Annotated in this window: 21 protein-coding genes and 4 tRNA genes; 7 read left to right on the top strand and 18 right to left on the bottom strand. The window is 35.2% G+C overall.

The window, feature by feature from the left end; translation table 11 throughout:
* Positions 1 to 26 precede the first annotated feature (26 nt).
* From O3629_RS06095 to ychF, 12 genes are all read right to left on the bottom strand, one after another.
* Positions 27 to 506 carry a sigma-70 family RNA polymerase sigma factor gene (locus O3629_RS06095; RefSeq protein ID WP_371608885.1) on the bottom strand — a complete coding sequence of 160 codons (480 nt, stop codon included), beginning with the start codon at positions 504 to 506 and terminating at the stop codon, positions 27 to 29.
* A gap of 154 nt (positions 507 to 660) precedes the next feature.
* Positions 661 to 732: transfer RNA gene (locus tag O3629_RS06090), tRNA-Glu, on the bottom strand.
* Positions 733 to 823: 91 nt separating this feature from the next.
* On the bottom strand, positions 824 to 2,797 hold the full coding sequence (ftsH, locus tag O3629_RS06085) for an ATP-dependent zinc metalloprotease FtsH (RefSeq protein WP_070464840.1): 1,974 nt from the start codon (positions 2,795 to 2,797) through the stop codon (positions 824 to 826).
* A 10-nt stretch (positions 2,798 to 2,807) separates the two neighbouring features.
* Positions 2,808 to 3,350 (bottom strand): hypoxanthine phosphoribosyltransferase, encoded by a 543-nt coding sequence (hpt, locus tag O3629_RS06080; RefSeq protein WP_003018402.1) that lies wholly within the window; start codon positions 3,348 to 3,350, stop codon positions 2,808 to 2,810.
* Positions 3,351 to 3,354: 4 nt separating this feature from the next.
* Positions 3,355 to 4,629, bottom strand: a complete 1,275-nt coding sequence (gene tilS / locus O3629_RS06075) for a tRNA lysidine(34) synthetase TilS (protein ID WP_371608884.1) — start codon at positions 4,627 to 4,629, stop codon at positions 3,355 to 3,357.
* Complete coding sequence (locus O3629_RS06070) at positions 4,629 to 5,915, bottom strand: serine hydrolase (RefSeq protein WP_371608883.1); 1,287 nt, start codon at positions 5,913 to 5,915, stop codon at positions 4,629 to 4,631. Before O3629_RS06070 ends, tilS begins: the two co-directional genes overlap by 1 nt.
* The gene (locus O3629_RS06065) at positions 5,887 to 6,015 is read right to left on the bottom strand and encodes an SP_0009 family protein (protein ID WP_003009253.1); all 129 of its coding nucleotides are present in this window, start codon (positions 6,013 to 6,015) and stop codon (positions 5,887 to 5,889) included. Before O3629_RS06065 ends, O3629_RS06070 begins: the two co-directional genes overlap by 29 nt.
* Before the next feature lie 3 nt (positions 6,016 to 6,018).
* Positions 6,019 to 6,387, bottom strand: coding sequence for a septum formation initiator family protein (locus tag O3629_RS06060; RefSeq protein WP_003010764.1), 369 nt, complete (start codon positions 6,385 to 6,387; stop codon positions 6,019 to 6,021).
* Positions 6,380 to 6,646 (bottom strand): RNA-binding S4 domain-containing protein, encoded by a 267-nt coding sequence (locus O3629_RS06055; RefSeq protein WP_003002258.1) that lies wholly within the window; start codon positions 6,644 to 6,646, stop codon positions 6,380 to 6,382. The genes O3629_RS06060 and O3629_RS06055 overlap by 8 nt, the downstream gene beginning before the upstream one ends.
* 68 nt (positions 6,647 to 6,714) lie before the next feature.
* Positions 6,715 to 10,209: a transcription-repair coupling factor gene (mfd, locus tag O3629_RS06050; RefSeq protein ID WP_371608882.1), complete on the bottom strand. Its 3,495-nt coding sequence runs from the start codon at positions 10,207 to 10,209 to the stop codon at positions 6,715 to 6,717.
* A 4-nt stretch (positions 10,210 to 10,213) separates the two neighbouring features.
* The gene (gene pth / locus O3629_RS06045) at positions 10,214 to 10,783 is read right to left on the bottom strand and encodes an aminoacyl-tRNA hydrolase (RefSeq protein ID WP_003009246.1); all 570 of its coding nucleotides are present in this window, start codon (positions 10,781 to 10,783) and stop codon (positions 10,214 to 10,216) included.
* A gap of 68 nt (positions 10,784 to 10,851) precedes the next feature.
* Complete coding sequence (gene ychF, locus O3629_RS06040) at positions 10,852 to 11,967, bottom strand: redox-regulated ATPase YchF (protein WP_003009244.1); 1,116 nt, start codon at positions 11,965 to 11,967, stop codon at positions 10,852 to 10,854.
* A 177-nt stretch (positions 11,968 to 12,144) separates the two neighbouring features.
* Here ychF and O3629_RS06035 point away from each other — a divergent pair, with 177 nt between their 5' ends.
* Complete coding sequence (locus O3629_RS06035; RefSeq protein WP_031574824.1) at positions 12,145 to 12,642, top strand: DUF1307 domain-containing protein; 498 nt, start codon at positions 12,145 to 12,147, stop codon at positions 12,640 to 12,642.
* A 35-nt stretch (positions 12,643 to 12,677) separates the two neighbouring features.
* Here O3629_RS06035 and O3629_RS06030 read toward each other — a convergent pair whose 3' ends face one another.
* From O3629_RS06030 to O3629_RS06010, 5 genes are all read right to left on the bottom strand, one after another.
* Entirely contained in the window at positions 12,678 to 12,869 is a 192-nt protein-coding gene (locus tag O3629_RS06030; protein WP_003002008.1) for a DUF951 domain-containing protein, read from the bottom strand.
* A gap of 12 nt (positions 12,870 to 12,881) precedes the next feature.
* Positions 12,882 to 14,018, bottom strand: coding sequence for a DNA polymerase III subunit beta (gene dnaN, locus O3629_RS06025; RefSeq protein WP_021154169.1), 1,137 nt, complete (start codon positions 14,016 to 14,018; stop codon positions 12,882 to 12,884).
* A 159-nt stretch (positions 14,019 to 14,177) separates the two neighbouring features.
* Complete coding sequence (gene dnaA / locus O3629_RS06020) at positions 14,178 to 15,536, bottom strand: chromosomal replication initiator protein DnaA (RefSeq protein ID WP_031574821.1); 1,359 nt, start codon at positions 15,534 to 15,536, stop codon at positions 14,178 to 14,180.
* A 267-nt stretch (positions 15,537 to 15,803) separates the two neighbouring features.
* Positions 15,804 to 16,565 (bottom strand): ParB/RepB/Spo0J family partition protein, encoded by a 762-nt coding sequence (locus O3629_RS06015; protein ID WP_150906770.1) that lies wholly within the window; start codon positions 16,563 to 16,565, stop codon positions 15,804 to 15,806.
* 71 nt (positions 16,566 to 16,636) lie between these two features.
* On the bottom strand, positions 16,637 to 17,818 hold the full coding sequence (locus O3629_RS06010) for a S1C family serine protease (protein ID WP_023920001.1): 1,182 nt from the start codon (positions 17,816 to 17,818) through the stop codon (positions 16,637 to 16,639).
* A 204-nt stretch (positions 17,819 to 18,022) separates the two neighbouring features.
* On the opposite strand from O3629_RS06010, the gene rlmH reads away from it, so the two are divergent.
* The 6 genes from rlmH (at position 18,023) to O3629_RS05980 (ending at position 21,258) form a co-directional block, all read left to right on the top strand.
* Positions 18,023 to 18,502 carry a 23S rRNA (pseudouridine(1915)-N(3))-methyltransferase RlmH gene (gene rlmH / locus O3629_RS06005; RefSeq protein ID WP_003009233.1) on the top strand — a complete coding sequence of 160 codons (480 nt, stop codon included), beginning with the start codon at positions 18,023 to 18,025 and terminating at the stop codon, positions 18,500 to 18,502.
* A 42-nt stretch (positions 18,503 to 18,544) separates the two neighbouring features.
* A tRNA-Arg gene (locus O3629_RS06000) sits at positions 18,545 to 18,618 on the top strand.
* 340 nt (positions 18,619 to 18,958) lie between these two features.
* Entirely contained in the window at positions 18,959 to 20,299 is a 1,341-nt protein-coding gene (locus O3629_RS05995) for a GHKL domain-containing protein (protein ID WP_118227717.1), read from the top strand.
* On the top strand, positions 20,296 to 21,054 hold the full coding sequence (locus O3629_RS05990) for a response regulator transcription factor (protein WP_003009229.1): 759 nt from the start codon (positions 20,296 to 20,298) through the stop codon (positions 21,052 to 21,054). The genes O3629_RS05995 and O3629_RS05990 overlap by 4 nt, the downstream gene beginning before the upstream one ends.
* A gap of 50 nt (positions 21,055 to 21,104) precedes the next feature.
* A tRNA-Glu gene (locus O3629_RS05985) sits at positions 21,105 to 21,176 on the top strand.
* A gap of 8 nt (positions 21,177 to 21,184) precedes the next feature.
* Positions 21,185 to 21,258: transfer RNA gene (locus O3629_RS05980), tRNA-Asn, on the top strand.
* A 98-nt stretch (positions 21,259 to 21,356) separates the two neighbouring features.
* Here the strand turns inward: O3629_RS05980 and O3629_RS05975 are convergent.
* Positions 21,357 to 23,924 (bottom strand): YfhO family protein, encoded by a 2,568-nt coding sequence (locus O3629_RS05975; protein WP_118227718.1) that lies wholly within the window; start codon positions 23,922 to 23,924, stop codon positions 21,357 to 21,359.
* Positions 23,925 to 23,942: the final 18 nt, after the last annotated feature.

The raw sequence follows: 23,942 nt of genomic DNA, 5'->3' as shown, positions 1-23,942 counted from the left end.
ATTTATACACTGTCAACTTTTAGTTCTTAAATTGAATTTTTAAAATCCTTTAGATAGTTCTCTAATTTTTTTTTCATTTTTGTTTTTCCTAGACATCTTCTGTTTGCTAGCAATGCTTCATATTGTTCTTTTTCTTTTATGGTTAATTTTTCTTTAAAACGTTTTAATGCATCTCTCAGAACAACCAGCTCATCCAAATATATTTTTCTTGATGAAATTCTGTGACTAATTTCTCCGATTTCAATATATGGAAGTCTATTAATTTTTCTCTTATCACTTTCTTGTTGTCTTATTTTATCTTTAATATGATTTCTAAATTTTGTTTTGAAATATGTATAAAGTAATTCATCATTTGTTTCAATTTCAGGATTTTTTTGATAAAGTTCAAACAGAGTTATCTGACCTTCTTGTTCCCAATCATCCTTTTCCCATAATTGAATATAATACTCTTTTTCACATTTTCTTACGATATATTTTACTTTTTGATACATTTTATTAAATTCCATAAGCTCTCCTTTACTTTTATCTGTATTTTATAAAAATAAAGAAGCCCATTGGACTTTTTTTCTATTCTGCACGTTTTTTTAACTATTTGGTTATTATTTTTAACTATTTTGTCCAAATACACAAAAAAACTGCCACTTGGTGACAGTTCATCGATAGTCCGTACGGGATTCGAACCCGTGTTACCGCCGTGAAAAGGCGGTGTCTTAACCCCTTGACCAACGGACCATTTTTACAACATATTCTATTATACAGAATATTTTTACTCTGTCAACACTTTTTTAATAAAAAAAGAAGGAAATATTTTCCTTCTTTTGAATTAGTTGTTTTCTTCTAATTTTGACTTAATTTCATCATATGATAGAGGTTTTGCTTCTTCTTCTAATTCATGCTCTGAATTTTCAGGCATTTTTCCTGTTTCATATAATGATTTAATTTGAACACTATCCAAGGTTTCATATTTTAATAGAGCTTCCGCAATTAATTTATGCGTTTCTCTATTTCCTTGAATAATTTCTGCTGCTTTATTACGGGCTTCATTCAACAAACCACGAACTTCTTCATCAATTTCGTAAGCTGTTTGTTCTGAAATCATTTTTTGTGGGCTTTGAGCACCAAACATCGCATGATTTCCTTCATATTGGACCGGTCCAAGTTTTTCACTCATACCATATTCTGTCACCATTGCACGCGCCATTTGGGTTGCTTGTTCAAAGTCATTTGAAGCACCTGTTGTTTGCGAATTGAAAATAATTTCTTCGGCAACACGTCCTCCCATGAGTCCAGCTAGTTGTTCTTTCATGTCCTCTTTAGAAAGTAACATTTGATCTTCTTTAGGAAGGGCAATCATGTAACCGCCTGCGCGACCACGCGGAACAATTGTAACTTTATGAACTACACGAGCATTTGATAAGACCAGACCAACGATTGTATGACCAGCTTCGTGATAAGCAACCATTTCACGTTCTTTTTGTGAAATCGTCCGATCTTTCTTAGATGGACCTGCAATAACACGATCTTCTGCTTCATCGATATCAGCAGCATCAATTACTTTTTTATTTCGACGAGCTGCAACCAAGGCTGCTTCGTTCAAAACATTTTCGAGATCAGCTCCGACAAATCCTGGTGTTTGTTGAGCAACCAATTTCAAGTCCACATCTGGAGCGAGTGGTTTGTTCTTAGCATGAACACGAAGAATCGCTTCACGACCTTTCACATCTGGTCGCCCAACCAAAACTTTACGGTCAAAACGTCCCGGACGAAGAAGGGCAGGGTCAAGGACATCCGAACGGTTAGTTGCTGCGATAACAATGATTCCTTCGTTACCTTCAAAACCATCCATCTCAATCAAGAGCTGGTTAAGGGTTTGTTCACGTTCATCATTTCCGCCACCAAGACCTACACCACGTTGGCGCCCAACAGCATCAATTTCATCGATAAAGATAATGGCTGGTGCTGCTTTTTTAGCATCTTCAAAAAGTGAACGAACCCGGCTAGCACCGACTCCGACAAACATTTCAACGAAGTCAGAACCAGAGATACTGAAGAATGGCACTCCAGCTTCACCAGCTACTGCTTTTGCTAAAAGGGTTTTACCAGTTCCGGGAGGGCCTTCAAGAAGCACACCTGCTGGGATTCTTGCACCTAATTTAGTAAAGCGTTTTGGATCTTTTAAAAATTCAACAACTTCAACAAGTTCTTGTTTTTCTTCTTCAGCTCCTGCTACATCTGAAAAACGAACTTTAATATCTTCTTTATTAGCAGCGCGGGCTTTATTACGACCAAAGTTCATGGCACCTCTGGCACCTCCGCCACCGCCTTGGTTCATCATTGAGAAGAAGAAGAACATGACGATAACAAATGGAACAATTGAAGTGAGAATTGTTATCCACATGCCACTTGAGCTCTCACGCTTGATGGTGATTTCTGCTTTGTGGTCAGCTGCTAATTTTTGTAATTCATTGACGGTGATATCTGATGGAAGGATGACACTAGTAAAGCGAGATACTTTTTGAACACTTGGGGTAAAAAATTGAATTCCCGTATCATCTTTTGATTCTTTAGCTTTATTATAGGTCCCTGCAATTTCAATCACACTACCATTTGGTTGGTAACTGATCGTTTTTACATTATCATTTTTAATTTCTTTAACCAATTCTGTGTAGTTGATTTGCTGACTTTGACCAACCCCATTACCCGCAAAAAAGTACTGGAATCCTGTCACAGCCGCTACAATAATCAACAAATACAGAAATGGATTTCGAACAAAACCGTTATTTTTTCTGTTATTCATCTAGTCTCCTCTATTTTGAGTACACTTCCTCTTTTAATACACCAACATAGGGTAGGTTACGATAATTTTCATCATAGTCTAAACCATATCCTACAACAAACTCATTTGGAATGGTAAAGCAAGTATAATCTGCTTCAATCTCAACCAAACGTCCTTCAGGTTTATCCAGTAAGGTAGCAATCTTCACAGATGCTGCATTTCGTTCTTCAAAGAGTTCTTTTAGACTCTTGAGGGTTTTACCTGTATCGATAATATCTTCTACAAATAAAATATCTCTACCAGTAATATCTTGGTCGATATCCTTGATAATATTAATAATACCTGAGCTTGCTGTACCACCATGATAACTTGAAACCAGCATAAAATCCAATTCAATATGTGTATCCACGTGGTTGATCAACTCTGCCATAAATGGAACAGAACCTTTCAAAATTCCAACAAAAATTGGATTTTTTCCTTGGTACTCTTTTGTTAGGGTTTCACCCAATTTCTTTGCTGCTTCTACAATTTCATCATGTGAAACCAATACTTTTTTTATATCTTTTTCTAACATGTTTTTACCTATCTATTTTTTGAATATAAAGACTATCTTTCATTATACCACTTTTTGAGAGCTTACTCAAATCACTCGTTACCAATCCCACTACAGAAAGAATATTATGATTTTGTTCTATAATGAGAGCCTTTTGCCGAAGAGAAATTGGAATTTTATGGTTGATAAACCACCGTCTTAATTTTTGATGGTGGCCATTAACAAGCAGCTGATCTCCTTCCTTTCTCCCTCTAATTAAGATGGGAGTTTCGCGTGAAACAGAAAGAATTTCTACATTTTCCCCTATTAATGGTTGTCCAAAAGATAGTTTATAATTTGCAATTTCAAAGATATTCCCAAATTCTAACAAAAATGGGAGGGGGTGGTCATCCGACTTTTGACTGATTTTTTGTATTTCAAAGAAATCATATTCTTGATGTAGTTCATAATTCGACTTTAAATAATGGACGCAATTTCTTTTTTTTCGCAGTAAATTTAATAATTCTTGAAACTGTACCCTACCAAGTTGCAAATCTGGAAATTGTGCCAGATACTCTTCTAATAAGAATGATTGTACAGAATCAGAATATGTTCTAAAAGAAGCTAAATCTTGAATGCTTAACTCGCTAGTCAATTCTTTCAGTGCTTGGTGCCAATGAGTCACTTCCTCTGCTAAATAACGAAGACTTACTTGCATTTGAGGATTTTCTTTTTCAAATTCCGGAAGGTATTGATGGCGTACACGATTACGAAAATAGTCCTGTGAGTCATTGCTACTATCTTCAAAGTGAGGGATTTCCATCAACTCATCTTTGGTAAAACTCAATAAAGGACGGATTAATTCACCCTTGCCAAATGGTTGGCGTACAGGAATGCCACTTAAGTGACGCAATTTAGTTCCTCGTATCAAGCGCATGAAAGTTGTTTCAGCTTGATCGTTTGCATGATGACCTGTTACTAAAGCGGTGCAATCCTCTTTCTCCATAATCTGTTTAAAAAAATCATAACGAAAGGTACGAGCTTTTGCTTCTGTAAAATCACCCGAATAGTGAGCCACATGGATACGTGTCTCTCGCCTATCAGCTAGCGTTCGAAGTTCACTCTCTTCTAAATCTGATTCTGGTCTTTGTCCATGATTGACATGAGCAATTACCAGATGGATTTTCAATCGTTCTTTATTCTTATATAAAAGTTCATACAGATTCATTGAATCCAATCCACCAGATAAGGCAACCAAAACACGGCGATGGGGAGTAAATAGATCTTGTTTTTCACAAAACTCTAAAAATCGCTTTTCCATTATTTCAATACCTCATAGATATCCTTTGAAATGTTGGAAATCGTATCATAATTCGAATGATCTGTAAAAATGGCTATTACATAGGGTGAATTTGTATATACAATTGCAACATCATGTCTAAAATCATAGGCATCTCCAATTTTATGAGCAACTTTTACTGGAAGGTCACGCGCAATCCGTTGATCATCGAATTTTGTAGAGGAGAGCGCATCAATAATTGAGCCATTCTGTTGATAGACAGCCTCCATGACATTGCCAGCCATTTCAGCGGATGCTTCTCTTTTTTCAACATCCCAATGTTTTTTTGCAATTTTATCCAAAGTTTTTTGGAAATCTTGATCTGATTGATGAGTGACATAATAATTCAAGATATTATGGCCAACATTATCGGATTCTTTTGCAATCTTATCTACTAATTCTTGGACACTATATTCCTTACCATCTGCTGTCTTTGAAAGGCTACCACTTCCTTCTGGTTCATAACCACCTTTAAAGTCATTGACTTCTGGAATATACTTGTAGGTTGTAGATGGAGAAATAGCTTTTTTATTGAGCTGTTCTTGGACATAGTACAAGTATGGTAATTTCGTTACACTGGCAGAATACATTTCTTTTTGCGGATTTATTCCAGCAGTATTTCCAGTCGCTAATTGTTTTACATAGATTCCATACGAAGGAGAATTGTATTTACTATTTAACAAGTCCTGGACTTTTTCCATTCGATTATCTTTTTCAGTGACGAATGCTTTGTTCACCCAGCCCTGACCTTCAATCTCCACAAACTCATCTCGTAAAGTCTTAGCTGTACGTAAGACTGTCACTTTGGTATAAGGAGAAAGAGGTGTATTTTTTTCTTTTGCACCATTTATTAAGGGGCGGTCGTACACTTTAAAACCAGGTTTTAGCCACATGTCTTGTTTTTTTTCTTGTGTTTCTTGTACAACATCAGAAAAAATGACAGAAGAATCTGCTAATACATACCCTTTCTCTGCTATTTTAAATACAGCTTTCCCTTCATCATTTACAAAGAGTTGTTCGATTGTAAACGGTGAATTTGGAAGAATTTCTCCTTGTATTTTTTTCAACTGAGGATCAGAGAAAATAGAAATTTTGCGATAGACATTAGGGTTTGCTGGAATTGAAGAAAAATAAAGTTCTGATGGATGAGCCATTGTCTGAGAAGACTCAGACTGCTCAACACTCGCTGCTTGAGACCCAATAAATAAAATTGGAACTAACAATAGGAGCAGAAATCGTTTAGACACCTGTATTCCTTTCCTTTTCATCCTTTTGAAGTTTGATCATTTGGTTTTTCTTTTTTAATTCCTCTAATTTTTCATCCGAAAATTCAAGGAATTGTTTAACTGTTTGTAAGATATTTTCCATCGGTTATTGGGGGAGTAAATCTGGGATGGTATAAACATATTCACCATCTTTTGAAAAAGAATACTTAGCGCGTGCATATTTTGTTGCATAATCATCGTCTTTTAATTTTTTAGCGATGTCTTGTTGGTATTCTTTTTGTTCACTTGTTTCTTTATACTCTTTTTCCAACTGTTTGTATTGTTCTTTTTTATCTTGTAGCGATTGATAGCTCTGGGCTAAATTATAAGTTGGAAGAATAAATAGTAACATGACCAATATCAAGACGAGTCCCATAAAACGATTACGTTTTTTTCTTTCTTCTTCTAAAAAACGTTTTCGCTGACTTTCGTCTTTGATATATTTATTGTTCATTTGAACGATATTTTTAGGCATCTTCTTCTATCCTTGTTTCACTAATGATTTCGTACATTTTGGATGCATCTTCTTTTTTGGTACTATCCAACATTTCCAAGACTTTAACCGTCAATACTTTATTTCCAAAACGAACTTCGATTTGATCATTCACTTTCAAATCCGTTGAACTTTTGGCTAATACTCCATTAACTTTGATTCGCCCTTTATCTGCAACTTCCTTTGCAACAGGGCGACGCTTAATAATGCGAGAAACTTTCAAATATTTATCTAATCTCATACTGTCACCTCTAACATAGTATTGTATCATTTTTTATACATAAAATGCGAAAAATGAGCTAAGAACTGCTAGTTCTCTTCTTTTTCCTGTTTAATTTCCAATAAGGTTTGACCAAATTGCTTCAGAGCTTCTAAAATTTCAAAATCTTTCTTGTTTCGAATATCAAAGATTACTTCAATTAATCCCTTTTCTTCAGCAATCTGTGCCTTCAACTGTGTCATTGACAGAGCTTTGAAATAATCCTGTGTTAAAAACAGTTGTTTGGCAATAGGTTCAAATTTCACTGTCAATTTTTGTTGTTTTCTCTCCACCAAACGAACAAATACTTGATCCAAGTAAGCTTTCACTAAACCAATTTCAAGTAGATAAGCGACAACATCTGGGTATTCTCCAAAACGATCAATCAATTCATCTTGCAAGTATTCATAGTCACTTGCAGAATTCATTTCACGAATTTGTTTGTAAATTTCAATTTTTTGACGTTGATCTGAAATATATTCATTAGGTAAATACGCATCTATTTGAAGGTTCAACTCTGCATTACTCTTTTGCCTGCGATGCTCTTGGCCTTGTTTCTTAGCAATAGCTTCTTCTAACAATTGAGAATACATTTCAAAACCAACTGAATCGATGAAACCAGATTGAGAAGCTCCAAGAATATTCCCTGCTCCACGGATCGATAGATCTCGCATAGCAATTTTAAATCCAGACCCCAACTCAGTAAAACCTTTAATAGCTTCTAAACGTTTTTCAGACACTTCTGTAAGAGATTTGTCTGGACGATACATCAAATAAGCATAAGCGATTCGGTTGCTTCGTCCCACACGACCTCTTAGTTGATAAAGAGTTGAAAGTCCCATATGATCCGCATTTTCAATAAAAAGTGTATTGGTGTTTGGAATATCTACACCTGTCTCAATAATGGTTGTCGTCACTAAAACATCGTATTCGCCATTAATGAAATCCAACAAGGTATTTTCCAGGCGAACTTCACTCATTTGACCATGAACAAAACCTATAGAAGCTTCTGGAATCAACTCTTTTAACTCGGATACTTTTTGCTCAATCGTATCTACCTTATTGTAAAGATAGTACACTTGACCTCCACGATCTATTTCCCGCAACACAGCATCTCGAATAATAGTTGGATTAGTCTCTAGTACAAAAGTTTGCACAGGATACCGATTAGTTGGAGGTGTTTCAATGACAGACAAATCTCGAATTCCTAGCATAGACATATGGAGCGTCCGGGGAATAGGGGTAGCTGTCAAGGTAAGCACATCCACCTTTTTTTTCAATTCTTTCAAGGTTTCTTTGTGCTTTACTCCAAAACGTTGCTCTTCATCGATCACAATCAAGCCCAAGTCTGAAAAGACGACATCTTTAGACAATAACCGGTGAGTTCCAATAATAATATCCACTCGTCCTTTTCTTAATTTTTCAAGCGTTTCCTTCTGCTCCGCCTTACTCTGGAAACGACTTAAAACAGCAACTTCTACCGCAAAAGCTTCAAAACGCTCCTTAAAATTGGCATAATGTTGTTGGGCAAGAACAGTCGTAGGAACCAACACTGCTACTTGTTTATGATCATTTACTGCCTTAAAGGCTGCTCGCATAGCAACCTCTGTTTTCCCAAAACCAACGTCTCCAACCAGCAGTCGGTCCATCGGACGATTCGATTCCATATCTTTTTTGATTTCTTCAATGGAGTGCAACTGATCATCTGTTTCAATATATGGAAAATCTTGTTCAAAAGCTTCTTGATTTTCGTCATCTGAAGAATAAGCAAAACCTTCTAATTGACTACGCTCTGCATAGAGTTTTATCAAATCATCCGCAATATCCTCCACCTGGGTCTGAACCTTTTGCTTCGTTTTTTGGAAACGACCATCGTTTAATTTGTTAATTTTTGGCGTTTTTCCATCACTTGCAACGTATTTGGACAACATCTGAATCTGATCGACAGGAATCGAGATGCGATCTCCATTTTGATATTGAATGGAGACATAATCACGATGGACACCCGAAATTTCAATCGTTTCAATTCCCAAATATTGACCAATACCATGAACTTGGTGAACAACATAGTCCCCTTTTTCCAGTTCATTATAATTTTTTAGACGTTCTGCATTGGAAATATTTTGCCTGCGAATCTTTCGCTTGATCTTTTTCTGATAAATCTCTGATTCTGTAATGTAGACAATTTTTTCATCAACAAATTGAAAACCGTGAGCTAGTCCTCCAACAATTAATTGACTAGCTTGAGGGATGATCGCATCCCCATCGATATAATCTAATCGAATTCCATACTCTTCTAAATTTTTATGGAGCTGTTGAAGATTGTGGTGAGAACTTGCTTGGACAATAACTGTATAGTTTGATTTTCGATACCGTTCAATTTCCTCTTTTAGTAAATCAAATTGTCCAAAAAACTCCTGCATTGGGTATTGATTAAATTGATACAAATGATCAAACTTCAGATTTCCCAATCCTTTTTGAAAGTTTGAAAAATAAGTTGCAGGTGTATATTTTCGTAATATTGTACTGGTGTCTGCAAAATAAACTTGGCGAGAAGAAGCTCTATTTTTATGTAAATCTTCCGTCAAGAGATTAGCTGTATCTAGTTCAAATCTCGCTATTTGATCGGCTATTTTTTGATAATCATCCAGAAAGACAGGAGTATGTTTAGGGAGATAATCAAATAATGTATATTGTTTCTCATAAAAGAAACTAATAAATTTTCTAAGATCTGGATGGAGTTTTCTTTGAGAAATATCTCCTAAAATTTCTGCTAGATAAGATTTAAATTCTTCATTCGCGCTCTGTTCTTGCAATTGTTCGATTTGCTTCTGACCACGGATGAAATCTTCCTCTTGCAATAATAGATCACTCACTGCTTTCAGTTGAATTTCTTCGACATTTTCAACAGAACGCTGGCTTTCTGGGTCAAAGATTCGGATCCCATCAATCTCATCTCCGAAAAATTCAATCCGATAAGGTTGGAGTTGGTCGATCTCAAAGATATCTAAAATATCTCCTCGTAGACTGAACTCACCTTGTTGCAAAACCTGGCCCACTTTTTGATAGCCGATTTTCTGTAATGTTTCACTCAGAGTAGTTAAGTCTATTTCTTGACCAACCTTCAATTTAAAAATGCTAGATACAAAAACTTTAGGAGAAGGTAATAGTAGTTTGATACCACTCACATTGGTCACAAGGATACCTTGACGATCCTCTTGACATAAAAAGTTCAAAGCCTCTAATCGTGCAAATTGCCTTTCTTGTGAAGCAAAAACAAATTCTGCTAAAGGGTTATCATCTCCCAAAAATGTATGGACTTTCTCTTCTCCAAGTAAAGCAATAAAATCACTGGCCAATCGTTCTGCTTCGTTATAACTGGAAGTAATGAGGACTGCTTTTTCAATAGAATCAAAGGCTGAAGCCATTACAATAGCCTTTGTGGTCGCAGACAATCCTAAGATCAATTCCCTATTATTTTTTTGCAAACCTTGTTGCCAGGATAGAAGGTTGGAGTTTTGACTCACTAAATCAATTACATTCATCTACTTACCCGTTGTATTTCTGCATGCTTCTTTCAAAATTTTCTTCTACCAAGTAATCGTTAACCGCTTCTTCTACTCGATCAATTGTTTGTAGAATGGTGATGTAATCGTCTTTATCAAATTTTCCTAAGACATGATGAACAACTGACATGCCCTGCTTAGGTCTTCCAATTCCAATCTTAATTCGATAAAAAGTCTGAGTTCCAATATGATTGATAATCGATTTGATTCCGTTATGACCTCCAGCTGATCCTTTAGCTCGAAGACGAATCTTGCCAACTTCCATATCTAAATCATCGTAAATAACCAAAAGATCTTCAATATCCAGACCATAATAAGTCAGAAGGGCATGGACTGCTTTTCCACTCTCATTCATGAAAGTAGTCGGCTTTACAAAATAGACCTTTTCTCCATTTAAAAATGTTGAGGCGATATCAGCTTGAAAAATCTTATCATGGGAGAAAGTAAGATTTAAAGACTTTGCCATTTGATCAACTAACATAAAGCCTACATTGTGTTTGGTTTCAAAATACTTATCACCCGGATTTCCCAATCCAACAATTAATTTCGTCATCTCTTTCCTTTCAAAACACTAAAAGGGTTGGAAATATTTTTTCCAACCTTTACATTTTTTTAACTCTCTTATACATTAAAACGAAATTCCATGATGTCCCCATCTTGGACAACATATTCTTTTCCTTCTTCGCGCAAGCGTCCCGCTTCTTTTACAGCCTTTTCAGAACCGTATTTGACCAAATCATCATAGGACATGGTCACGGCACGAATAAATCCTTTTTCAAAATCAGAGTGGATGATTCCAGCTGCTTGAGGAGCTTTCATGCCACGTTTGAAGGTCCAAGCACGCACTTCTTTTTCACCAGCTGTGAAATAAGTGCCAAGTCCCAACAAGTGATAAGCTGCACGCGTAAGTTTATCAACTCCAGACTCTGTTAGGCCAATCGCCTCTAAAAATTCTTGTTTATCTGCATCATCTAGCTCAGAAATTTCTTCCTCAGCACGCGCAGAAATCACCACGACTTCCGCGTTCTCTGTTGCCGCAAAGTCACGAATTTGCTTCACATAGTCAATAGAATCTGGATCTGCAACAACATCTTCATCCACATTGGCTACATAAAGAACTGGTTTGGTAGTCAAAAGGAAAAGTCCTTTCACCACTTTTTGTTCTTCCTCCGTGAATTCAATGGTCCGAGCTGATTTACCATCTTCAAGAACTGGTTTGATTTTTTGTAGAACATTAAATTCCGCAACAGAATCCTTATCTTTTTGTGTACGAGCGATTTTTTCTACACGCGCATAGCGTTTATTGACAGACTCTAAGTCGGCTAAAATTAATTCTAAATTGATGGTATCAATATCTGCCAGTGGATCAACAAAGGCATCTTCACGACCTTGCTCCCGCATGACATTTTCATCATCAAAAGCACGCACTACATGGACAATGGCATCTACTTCACGGATGTTGGCCAAGAATTTATTACCAAGTCCTTCCCCTTTAGAAGCTCCTTTCACAATCCCAGCAATATCTGTAAATTCAAAAGTAGTCGGAACTGTCTTCTTAGGAGTAATCATTTCCGTCAATTTTTGGAGGCGTTCATCTGGAACTTCTACCATCCCGACGTTTGGATCAATGGTTGCAAAGGGATAGTTTGCGGCCTCTGCTCCTGCTTTTGTAATTGCGTTAAATAGGGTTGATTTACCAACATTTGGTAAGCCAACGATACCTGCTGTTAATGCCATTTTTCTTTTTCTCCGTTCAAATTTCAATCTCTTTTATTATAACATAATTCAAAAGACAAGTGATGAAAAATGAAATATTTCATCACCTTTGAAACTAGATTTTTTCATCAAACTGTAACGTTCTAAAAAGATAAAAATGGTATACTATATTTAACAATGAACAAAGGAGTTTTTCAGATGAAAAAACAAACATGGAAATCTATTTTTCTTTCTTTAATTGCTATCTTTACTCTCTTTCTTCTTGGAGCTTGTGGACAACAATCTGTTCAAAAATCCTATCTTCAGGCAATCAACCAAGAAAAGAAAACAGATGTTCGTATTACACTAGAACATAAAGGTGATAAAGCGATCAGTAACCAAACCACCACTACTATTTATTACAAAGAGGCGGGAGTTACGAAAGATCAATTAAAGGAAATGATCGATAAATATGATGAAGAATACAAAGATGTCAAAGGATTCACACATTCTGCTGAATACAAAGATGATTATATGGTTGAAAAAACAACACTAAATTATGAAAAGGCAGACTTAGATCAGCTAATTGAAAAGAAATTAGTAACGACACAAAAAGATAAAAAAGTCGACTATATCAGCTTCAAATCAACTTTTGATATGATGAAACAGGGTGGTTTCAAAGAAGTTAAAAATGGAAAATTTGAAGAATTAAAATAATTGAAAAGGTTCGGTCACATAAGTGACTGAACCTTTTATAGTACTTTCTTCATTTTCTGTTCAAAATCATGGCGACTCATCATGACCACATGATCACAATTGCTACACTTGATTTTTATGTCTGCACCAAGTCGCGTAATTTCCCAACGATTTGCCTTCTTGCCTGTTTCTTTAATCACACAAGCATGGGGCTTTTTCATTTCTACAAAATCACCTAACGTATACATGATTCACCTTTGTTAATTTGTGCGAACTGGCGTAATCAATTGAATGAACCCTTGTTCATTTCCTTCTGGAACCAATGTAAACGGTCTAACAGAAGAAATAAAACGAATAACAACTTGTTCACTGTCAATAGCTTTGAGCGCTTCAATCAAATAAGTTGGATTAAAGCTAATAGACAAATCCTCTCCTGAAACGGCGCTCGTATCGATCTCTTCATTTACTCGCCCAACTTCTGGTGAATGAACGTGGGAAGAAACCACTCCATTTTTGAACTCTAATTTAACCGTACCGTTTTGAGTCGCATTTGAAAGAAGACGAGCACGCTCCATTGCAAATCGAAGGTTAGCCACATTGAAGGTTGCCTCTGTATTGAATTCTGTTGGAATGAGACGGTCTGTATCAGGATAATTTCCTTCTAGCAAACGGGTATAGAAACTAATGTGTTCACTTCTAAAGAGAATTTGATTGTTAGCAAAGAAAACCTCAACTGTTTCAATATCATCAGAAAAAACAGAGGTGAATTCACGAAGAGAGCGACTTGGGATGACAACATCAAAGTTGTCTCCATTTTTCTCCAGTGTAATCACTTTTTGACTCATACGATGAGAGTCTGTTGCTACTGTTTTTAGCTCTTTATTATCTGATAGAACAAAGTGAACACCTGTCAAAATTGGCCGACTTTCTTGTACACTTGCTGCAAATGCTGTTTCATTAATTAATTGTTTTAATAATTTTGTTTCCAAAACTAATGGATTACTTGCAGCAATTTCTTGAATACGTGGATATTGATCTGCATCTTTTCCTTTAAGTGTAATTTCTGATTTTCCACTTGTTAAAAGAACCTGTTTTTGTTCAATCTCTTTAAAATCTAAAGTAACATCTGGTAAACTTGAAACCACATTAATAAAGAAAGTTGCTTCCAATAAAATAGAACCTGGAGAGGTCACCAATAAACCAGCATTTTCATCTTTGATAGAAATAAAGTTTTCAATTGAAATTTGGCCATTCGATCCAGATAAGGCAACTCCTTCTGGAGTGACATCAATTTTAATCGTGGAAAGGATTGGGATAGCATTTTTTGAACTGATCGCTCTTTTGGTAGTATTTAGTGCTTGTAAAAATAAAGTTTTGTTAATAGAGAAATTTATCATGGTCATTCCTTTTATTTATTTTATGATTAGTAAGTTAATAGTAATAGTAGGTTGTGTGGAAGTTGTGGAAAACTCTCAGAATCCTATCTATAACTTAAAAAGTTACTTGTTTAAAAATTGTGCATAACCCCTAGAAGTTTAGAGGAAGTTATCCACAGATTAATTTAACTTTTTCTTGATACTTTGAATTTCGAGTCGTAGATTATCATCTGTGTCGACCATACTTTTAATTTTTTCATAAGCATGAATGACAGTCGTGTGGTCTTTTCCACCGAATTCTTTTCCGATTCGAGGAAGTGAGTTGTCCGTCATCTCTCTTGAAAGATACATGGCCACTTGTCGTGCTAGGACAATATTCTGAACTCTTCTAGAACCTTTGATTTCTTTTACACTGACTCCATAAAAGGCTCCAACTGCTTCCTGAATTTTTTCAATGGGGATGACAAGCGTCTTGCTATTATCGTTTTTACGAGCTCGAATAGCTTCAGCTGCAACATCGATCGTAATTTCTTTTAGTTTTTTCACCTTCGCCATTAAAGAAATATCATTTAAGGCACCTTCTAAGTCTCGGACATTTGAATCAAACTGACCAGCTAGATATTCTAGTGTGTCATTAGGAAAAATATAGTCTAGATCTTCAATTTTATTCCGTAAGATGGCAATCCGAGTTTCAAAATCAGGTGGTGTTATATTTTGCGTTAGTCCCCATTTGAAACGAGTCACCAGCCGCTCTTCAAGACTATCTAAATGATCCGGACTTCGATCGCTTGTTAGAACAATCTGTTTGTTGTCGCTATGGAGGGCATTAAAGGTATTAAAGAATTCCTCTTGAGTCGTGACTTTTTTCCCGCCGAGTGACTGGATATCATCGATCAGTAAGAGATCAAGACTTCGATAGGTATTCTTGAACGTCTTCATTTCTCCTAATCGAAGGTGTTCTAAAAATTCATTAATAAAGGTTTCTGCTGGAACATACTTAACCCGTGCATTTGGAATATTTTCTAGGATTTGATTTCCAATTGCGTTCAATAGGTGAGTCTTTCCAAGCCCTGGTCCACCATAGATAAAGAGAGGGTTGTAAGTTGTTGCAAGATTTTCAGAAACTGCAAGCGCTGCTGCTTTCGCCCAAATATTTCCATCCCCTTGCACAAAATTATCAAAGGTGTACTTTGATTTCAGACCTGTATCAATTTTAGGTAACGGTTCGGTTGTTAAGCTACCTGAAGATAATCTCCTATTCTCACCGCTATGACTACTAGGAATTTCTTCGGTATCTTCAAAAACGAAATGAAACTTCAAATCTGTATTGTAGACTTCAAAGCTGGCTGTGATCAAAGCATTTTTTAGATTTGTTTCCCAAAATAATTCTTTATAATTTCCATCAAGATAAATGGTAGCCGTCTCTCCATCGATTTTGACTAATTTTGAATCGGCGACAAAAAAATCATAGGCACTATCTTTTAGTTGTAATTGGGCTAATTCTAAAAAACGAGACCAAAATTGCTCTTCTTGTGACACTATCAGACTTCCCTCCTTTTCTTGAATTGTATCAAATCATATGTACTCCTATTCTACCACAAACAAAAATAGTTTTCCACAGGCTAAATTTCATGAAATTAAATTATAGTTTTAAACTTTTCCACAAGTTGTGGATTTAAATTCACATTGTTTTTAAAAGTTATCCACAAAGTGGGGATAACTAGAGAATATCCTTATTTTTCTGCTACTTACAAAAGATTTTTATAGTGGAAAAGCTTGTCAATACAAAAAATAAAAATAACAGCCTTATTTGAGGCTGTTGATAATTCGTTGGTATTCATCAAGACTGGAAAAAGAAATTTGGATAGTTCCTTTATTTTGAGAAGAGGAGTGTATCGTCACATCTGTTCCTAATATTTTTTTCAATCGTTGTTCCTCTTCTAGTAGGAAGCTCTCTTTTGCTTTTTTATTTTTCTGTTTTCTTCTTGAACTGATCTTGTTTTCTAATGTTCGAACATTTAAATGATCCTGTTTGATTCGCTCCAACCAAAAGCGCTGCTCTTCTTCATCAAGAGGAACAAGAACACGCGCGTGAGCCGAAGAAATATCATTTTGAATGACTGCTTCTTGAACAGAAGGAGCTAGATGTAACAAGCGAAGCATATTGCTGATATAGGGTCTAGATTTCCCCATAAATTGAGCGATTTGGTCGTGCTTATAGCCATGATCAACGAGCTTCTGGTAGGAGATAGCTTCTTCAATTGGATTGAGATCTTCTCGTTGAAGATTTTCAATAATGGCTTGTCGCATCATTTCTTGATCTGTTAACTCTTTAATAATCGCAGGAACAAGCTCTAATCCAGCAATTTTTGAAGCTCTAAAACGTCTTTCACCTGCAAGCAATTCAAAACCAATTATTGGAGATTTTCTGACAATAATTGGTTGAATTAAGCCATTTTCTTTGATTGACTGAGCCAGTTCTTCTAATTTTTCTTGATCAAATACTTTTCTTGGTTGGAAAGGATTGGTTCGAATGTCCTTTACCGCTATTTTTTCTAATTTTTCCATCTTATGAATAGAATAACACACCTTTACAAATTCGTAAAGGTGTGTTTACAAGTATGTCAAGAAAGTGAAAGTTAATCGCTCAGATCCTCAGTTGATTTTGTCAACTTGATAGAAGTTGTTTGTTGTTTTCCATCACGATAGAATGTGACCTTGATCGTATCATTGATTTGGTGAGAATAGAGGGCTGATTGTAAATCTGCAGTTGACTCGATATCTGTATCATCGATCTTTGTGATGACATCATAACGTTGCAATTTATCTGAAGCAGGCATATTTTCAAGTGTTGAACGAACCAGTACTCCTCCAGAGATTTTTTCAGGAAGTTTTAATTGGCTTAAATCAGAAGTTGAAAGGTTGGATAAATCCATCATTTGGATTCCAAGAGCTGGTCGAACTACTTTTCCTTTTTCTTCTAGCTGTTTGATAATATTGACAACATCATTTGCAGGAATAGCAAATCCCATTCCTTCTACTGAAGTTTGTCCATTATTTGAAATTTTACTTGAGGTAATCCCAATGACTTGTCCTTGAATATTGATTAATGGCCCTCCAGAGTTCCCTGGGTTGATGGCTGCGTCTGTTTGTAAGGCGCGTGTAGAGATATTTTGTCCATTATCAGCTTTCAAATTCACATTGCGACCTTGGCTAGAAATGATCCCTTGAGTAACAGAATTCGCATAATCAGTTCCAAGAGGGCTACCAATTGCAATTGCAGTCTCACCGACTGTTAATTGGTTTGAATCTCCGAATTCAGCTACTGCCTTTGCTTTATCCGCACTAATGCGAACGACTGCAATATCAGAATAGACATCTGACCCAACTACTTCTCCGGGGACTTTATTGCCATCTGCTAAAAGAATATCTACTTTTTTAGCACCATTGATTACATGGGTGTTGGTAACAAGGTAGGCATATTTTCCTTCTTTTTTATAAATGACCCCAGAACCTTCACTAGAAATTTGTGAGTCAGAGTTTTCTTCTTTTTCAAATAACCCTTGATTCGAAGAATCAGAATAAGTAATCACAGAAACTACAGCATTTTTCACCTTATCTACGGCCTCACTAGTTGAGGTTGTATTTTTATAAGCTGTTTTAACAGTGGTTGAGTGGACTTGCTTACTTTCAGTATTTGAAGTAGAAGAATGAGAGGTTTGTAAGGTTAAAAAGGTTCCAAGAATCCCACCTAGAAAACCTACAACGAAAATGAGGGTTATGTTTCCAAGTTTTTTTAGTAAATTAGATGAAGATTTCATATTTTCCTCCTAAGGATATCAAATTGTCTAAAGTATAGAAAAACTTTCTTAATTATATCTTAAATAACTAAAGTTATCCACAAATTGTGGATAAGTTGTAGAATTTAGTTGAGAAATGGCTTTAAAAAGGACTTTATAGAATAGATTTCCTTTCTATAGCTGTGGATTATTTGTGGAATTGAAGAATTATGCTACAATAAGGGAATGAAAATTAAATTGATAACCGTTGGAAAATTAAAAGAAAAATACTTAAAAGATGGGATCGCGGAGTATATTAAAAGGCTTGGTCGATTTGCAAAAGTAGAACAGGTTGAGTTAGTTGATGAAAAAACTCCAGATCGTGCCAGTCAACTCGAAAATCAACAAATCCTTGAAAAAGAGGGGGAACGAATTCTCTCTAAGATTTCAGATAAGGAATATGTGATTGTATTAGCCATCGAAGGAAAACAATTTCCTTCAGAGAAATTTAGTCAAACGATTGACCAGATTATGACATCTGGTTATTCAAACCTTACTTTTGTTATTGGAGGCAGTCTTGGTCTGTCTCCTGAAGTGAAAAAAAGAGGAAATCTATTAATGAGCTTTGGTCAATTAACTCTTCCTCATCAGTTGATGAAATTAGTGTTGGTGGAACAAATCTATCGTGCTTTCATGATTCAACAGGGGAGTCCTTACCATAAATAACCTTGACGCTCCTTCCTTTTTCTGCTAAAATGAAGTAAGTTCGGTCTCATAGCTCAGCTGGATAGAGCATTCGCCTTCTAAGCGAACGGTCGCAGGTTCGAATCCTGCTGGGATCAAATGAGAGATGCAGCTTTTGCTGCATCTTTTCTTTTATATAAAAATGTATAAATTTTCATTATCTATTAATTTTTGTATACTTCACTATAGACAAATAGTAATGAAATGATTTATTAGGAATATTTTAAAAAAGAACTAACAATCCCTATATAGTGCAAAGTGTAGATTATATAAATTGTGTAAAATAGTTTTCATTCATGTAACAAAAACATTACAATTTTACCTATTCCCTTTAATTTTAGGCTATTTTATATTATAATTTTTTGTATATAAAATTTTATTTTTTTATAATAATACTAGAGTATAATAAAATAGAAAAAACAAAGTGGGAGAGTTTGTGTGATTCAGTCATTAATCTTGTCTTTTCTCTTGGGAGGGATCATTGTTCTGACGTTTGCATTAGTGGACGAAAAAATCTATCAGGAACATCAATTTGCATTTATCTTTCTGCTGAGCACCTTTGTTCTTCTTTTTGAAAGTCTCTTAGTATTTTTAGATGTGACTTTATTTTCAAATATTCGACTCTCTGATTTAAATATGCTCTTATGGCCGATTTATTTATATCCTTATTATCATTATGCCAATCGGACGAATCGCTTGTGCGCCATTTTTTATTCTTTTTTTACTTATTTAGCGGTTGAAGGAACAGCAACTTTTCTGACGATAATTGTCTCTTCAGTGTTGGGAGATGCTTTAGTAGCAGCTTACTTGATTGTCTACAATATGTGTATTCGTTTGCTTTCTTTAGGAATCATTTTGAAGTTAATTGACCTATTTGAATTTGATTTCACTCCTTTTTATGAGCAAGAATTTGAAAAATATTTAAAGAGACTCATCTGTGTCTATTTTGCTATATTTGTAGTGATTAATTTTGCTTTATGGATTAGTGAACAAGCGCAATTTAAAAATTTTGGGAGTATGTTGGCAACGATTTGTTTTTTCTCTTTTGTAGTCAGCTTATTCCATATGAAAATCGAGCGAGATCAGTATCGTAAAAATTTAGAACTGGAGTATAAAGAATTTTCTGAGCAACAAATGAGTCGGTATATGGCTGAAATTCAAAGTCTCTATTCTATTGTTAGGGGATTTCGTCACGATTTGGGAAATTTAGTTATTTCTATGTCATTAGCTATTGAGGAAGAAAATATTCCAGAAATACAGAGAATCCATAGAGAAGTATTGGAAAAAGGTTATAAAGAGATCAATACAGAAGCATTATCAGGATTCAACTTGGTCAATATCAAAGATTCTGCTTTACGAAGTATTTTGATTCGAGGCTGGTTGGATGCAAGAGATGCTGGGGTAGAAATGACCTTTGAAACGAGTGAACCAATCGAGCAACTACCAGTTGATTTATTAGATATCGTGAGAATCGTTGGGATTCTAGTGACAAACGCTTTGGAAGCTTCAAAAGAAGCAGAAGAAAAGAAAGTTCATATTGCTATTTTCTCTATTTCAAAAATTGTTTACTTAGTGATTCATAATACAACAAATGAAATCACTTTTGATATTAGAAAAATATATGAAGAAGGCTATTCGACAAAAGGAGAAAATAGAGGACTAGGATTAAATAATGTGAGAAAAATCTTAGCAAATTATGGAACGATGTTTTTAGAAACGGAATTGCAAGGAAATCGTTTTTTACAAGTTTTGAAGATTGGAGGATACGAACAAGAATGAAGATTTTTTTATTAGAAGATGAGCTCTCTCAACAGATACGGGTAGAAAAACATATTGCAGAAATTGCTAAGGAATTAGAAATTAAACTTGAAGTGATTTCTACCGGTAAAATTTCGGAATTTGAAAATTATATCCAGCATTCGGATATCCACCAATTATATTTTCTAGATATTCATATCCAAGACAATGAGTATTGTGGGCTGGAAATTGCTCAAAAAATACGAGAAGCAAATCCTTATGCCATTATTGTTTTTATTACTACAAAATCAGAATTCGCTTCGATTACCTATCGTTATAAAGTATCTGCCTTAGATTTTATTGATAAAAATTTGAATGAAGATTTATTTAGATTAAAAATAAAGGAGTGTATTGAGTACCTGACAACTATTCAAATTGGAAATGATGATTTGACAGATTATTTTGAGTATGACTTTAAGGATAAAAAGATAAAAATTCCATTTAAGGATATTCTTTATATTGAAACGGTTGGTTCTGCTTATAAATTAAACTTAGTTGGGAAAAATTTTCAAAAAGAAATTGCGGGAAGTTTATCAGATGTCTTGGAGAAAGATGTGGAGGAGAGATATTTCAGTCCCCATCAATCTTTTATCGTGAATAGAAGTATGATCATTGGAATGGATAAGAAAAAGAAACAGCTACTGTTGAAAGAAGGCTATTCTTGTCCAATCTCAAGAAGCAATATCAAACGTGCCAAAAAATTAATTGAAGAGCAAAATTTAGAATTTAGTGCTTGACAATTAGTTAAATTTTGATATAATGGGATATGTTCTGTTAATGAATATATGGTCCGTTGGTCAAGGGGTTAAGACACCGCCTTTTCACGGCGGTAACACGGGTTCGAATCCCGTACGGACTATATCTCATTCCGCCATAGCTCAGTTGGTAGTAGCGCATGACTGTTAATCATGATGTCGTAGGTTCGAGTCCTACTGGCGGAGCTAGTATAGCACCCATTTGGGTGTTTTTTTGTTTTGAAAAAGGCTAGGATAATGACTATCCTAGCCTTTTATTTATAAGTGAACAATGGTTAGATTCCTTAGCTTTTTCGTCTTTTTATTTGTCTCCATTCGTAGAGGAAAAAGAGAATGATTCCAACGAAAAAGGCAATGAGTCCTTCAATGAAGCCTTGGGGAACAAATGTTAAGGTGACTGTTCCGGATCCTTTTGAAACACGAACTCCCATCAATCCTTTCTGGATGCGATGAATTTGGATAGGATTTCCATTTTGTTTAGCTGACCAGCCTTTATCATAAGGGAGTGTAAAAATAAGGGTAGTGTCTCTATTTGCGTTATAGGCTGCTACCAATTTGTTTTTCTTTTTGTGAATAGCAACTTCTTGCTGACGAATGCTAGCGATAGCTTGTGTGTATTGGTCAAGATCCAGAGCAAAAAATTCTGGTGTATCAAAAGAGACTGTCGAATTTTCTGGAAAACTCATACGAATAGTAACTGTTTCCTCTGTGTCAAAATGGCCAATCGAAAAGAATGGAAAGGCATTATCAATGGTATAGCGTTGGGTCTGTCCATTGTAGCTGATTTCAATATCTTTTCGATCATCGTTTGAAAATTGTAAATTTGGAACATTGACATACAGTTGACTATGAGCAGGAACCCTTACTTCATATTGAATACTTGCGTAGGAAAGATGACTATCTTCTTCAATTTTTGCAGTTTGCAACGAAGATGTAGTATTTTGTGAAGTAGGCGAGAGAATATTTAATTTCTTATAAAATTTATATTTTTCATCCGTGATTTGATGGATGAATCGTGTCTGATTATCCAGTGTCAAATTCGTAAAGGAAGTATTTTTATAAGGTTTTGCTGACAGAAAGGCGATTGGTAAGGCATATTCGTTTTCTGAAAGTGAGACTCCATTTTTGATTGCAATCTCTTTAAATCCAAATTTTTGAACAGGTTGTTGGCTTAAATTATAGCGAACACCAAATAGACTATCCATTAAAATAGAATTGTTTTGGTATCGAAGATTGAGGTTGGTTCCTTCAGATTTAAATCCAAGTTTGTCCAATGTCGAGCTAGCATCCGTATTTCGTACAGATGAAAATTGAGAAATTCCATTATAACCATACTTCATGCTATCATTGCCCGTTTGCGGCTGTAGAATCTCAGTCCGATAATTAGAGTCTGTCTTCTCTCTTATTAAGGATTGGATGGCTTTTAAGTCTCGTTCGTAGGATGATCGAGAAGCAAATACCCATTCATTCGCTATTCCTTCCATTTGATAATAACTATTCACCGATAATTCAAAAATGGAGAAAAACAGGATCGAAAGATAGAAAAGTCTAGGCGGTATCTTTTTTAGGATAAATCCTAAACAGACCAAATAGAAAGCAATTAAAAATTCAAAAGTAACAATGAAATTGACTGCATCTAAAAATTTATAGTGACTGCTGTAAAGGACAGTTGCTCCAAATCCTAGAATAAGGAGGAAATTAGCAAGACTAAAACGAATCCAAGTGATCTCCTCTATTCGATTTAGTACTTCTCCTGCCATCAGAATAATCGTCAAAGAAAAGATCCAAGAGTATCGATGAAGAAACATATTTGGCGCGTGCATACCTTGCCAAAGGAGATCTAATAATTGAAAACGAAAACTCAAAATAAGAATGGTCAAGAGTATAAAGTAAGAAAGTTTCACGTGAAACTTGATCGACTTTACAAAGAAAAAGGTAATCGCTAAAAGAAGTGGAAATAATCCCACGTAGATCATTGGAATTGATCCATATTTAGTAGTGTCAAAACTTCCAATGAAATTTTTTGCAAATACGTCAAGATACCAACTTTTTTCTGTAAAGATACTGTCAACCTTTGAAAAACTTTCTCCATGAGTGCGTAAATCTAAGAAGGTTGGATATAACATCACAAGGCTTGTTATAACTGATAAAAGAGATACAATCACAAAATGAAAGAATCGTTTTCCAATTCCTTTGATGTCCCATGACAGTTGTGTCAAGTACCATAAAATAAGAAAAATAGACATCATAAACCCAAAATAATAATTTTGGATAAACAAGCTGGTTAAGCTGATAAAGTAGAGAATCTCTCCCTCATTGTAAATGAGTTTTTTGAATCCATAGAGAATTAATGGTGCTAGGATAAAAACATCTAGCCAAGTTTTGATTTCAATTTGGCTGATAGCAAAGCTCATAAGAGCAAATGAGGTTGAAAGGGTAAGAACCAGGGATCTAGGAATTTTAGAAAACATTCCATGTAAACTAATATAAGTGCTTAACCCAATAGCTCCAAATTTAAGAAGAGTGATGAGGTAAACAGCATCCGGCATGGATTGTGCATTAAAGAAGTAGACAAGAGGAGAAAAGAAACTTCCTAGATAATAGCTACTGAGTGCATAGAAATTAATACCTAATCCACTTTGAAAACTGTAAAATAGGCTATCTGTCCCATGTAAAATATTTCGAAGTGTGGTATCAAAAATGACATACTGATGATAACCATCTCCTAATAAGGGGGATGTATCACTGTTCCAGTAGATTCCTTGTGAGAGGTAAATAAAGAACATCATGATAGCTGGAATCAGGAAAGAAGATACTATAAAAAGGGATGTTTTTAGCTTTGTTTTATTCATATATTTCTACTGAAAGAG

This window comes from Streptococcus sp. 27098_8_12 (genome assembly GCF_041432115.1).
GTDB lineage: Bacteria > Bacillota > Bacilli > Lactobacillales > Streptococcaceae > Streptococcus > Streptococcus parasanguinis_V.
This window is presented reverse-complemented; position numbering and strand designations above follow the sequence as displayed.

What these genes read in the sequence shown, in the direction of transcription:
- O3629_RS06060 (WP_003010764.1), bottom strand. Translation starts at nt 6,387, where the DNA reads ATGCCTAAAAATATCGTTCAAATGAACAATAAATATATCAAAGACGAA.
- pth (WP_003009246.1), bottom strand. Translation starts at nt 10,783, where the DNA reads ATGACGAAATTAATTGTTGGATTGGGAAATCCGGGTGATAAGTATTTT.
- O3629_RS06095 (WP_371608885.1), bottom strand. Translation starts at nt 506, where the DNA reads ATGGAATTTAATAAAATGTATCAAAAAGTAAAATATATCGTAAGAAAA.
- tilS (WP_371608884.1), bottom strand. Translation starts at nt 4,629, where the DNA reads ATGGAAAAGCGATTTTTAGAGTTTTGTGAAAAACAAGATCTATTTACT.
- O3629_RS06035 (WP_031574824.1), top strand. Translation starts at nt 12,145, where the DNA reads ATGAAAAAACAAACATGGAAATCTATTTTTCTTTCTTTAATTGCTATC.
- ychF (WP_003009244.1), bottom strand. Translation starts at nt 11,967, where the DNA reads ATGGCATTAACAGCAGGTATCGTTGGCTTACCAAATGTTGGTAAATCA.
- O3629_RS06015 (WP_150906770.1), bottom strand. Translation starts at nt 16,565, where the DNA reads ATGGAAAAATTAGAAAAAATAGCGGTAAAGGACATTCGAACCAATCCT.
- dnaN (WP_021154169.1), bottom strand. Translation starts at nt 14,018, where the DNA reads ATGATAAATTTCTCTATTAACAAAACTTTATTTTTACAAGCACTAAAT.
- O3629_RS06065 (WP_003009253.1), bottom strand. Translation starts at nt 6,015, where the DNA reads ATGGAAAATATCTTACAAACAGTTAAACAATTCCTTGAATTTTCGGAT.
- O3629_RS06055 (WP_003002258.1), bottom strand. Translation starts at nt 6,646, where the DNA reads ATGAGATTAGATAAATATTTGAAAGTTTCTCGCATTATTAAGCGTCGC.
- ftsH (WP_070464840.1), bottom strand. Translation starts at nt 2,797, where the DNA reads ATGAATAACAGAAAAAATAACGGTTTTGTTCGAAATCCATTTCTGTAT.
- O3629_RS06070 (WP_371608883.1), bottom strand. Translation starts at nt 5,915, where the DNA reads ATGAAAAGGAAAGGAATACAGGTGTCTAAACGATTTCTGCTCCTATTG.
- O3629_RS05975 (WP_118227718.1), bottom strand. Translation starts at nt 23,924, where the DNA reads ATGAATAAAACAAAGCTAAAAACATCCCTTTTTATAGTATCTTCTTTC.
- rlmH (WP_003009233.1), top strand. Translation starts at nt 18,023, where the DNA reads ATGAAAATTAAATTGATAACCGTTGGAAAATTAAAAGAAAAATACTTA.
- O3629_RS05990 (WP_003009229.1), top strand. Translation starts at nt 20,296, where the DNA reads ATGAAGATTTTTTTATTAGAAGATGAGCTCTCTCAACAGATACGGGTA.
- hpt (WP_003018402.1), bottom strand. Translation starts at nt 3,350, where the DNA reads ATGTTAGAAAAAGATATAAAAAAAGTATTGGTTTCACATGATGAAATT.
- O3629_RS06010 (WP_023920001.1), bottom strand. Translation starts at nt 17,818, where the DNA reads ATGAAATCTTCATCTAATTTACTAAAAAAACTTGGAAACATAACCCTC.
- mfd (WP_371608882.1), bottom strand. Translation starts at nt 10,209, where the DNA reads ATGAATGTAATTGATTTAGTGAGTCAAAACTCCAACCTTCTATCCTGG.
- O3629_RS06030 (WP_003002008.1), bottom strand. Translation starts at nt 12,869, where the DNA reads ATGTATACGTTAGGTGATTTTGTAGAAATGAAAAAGCCCCATGCTTGT.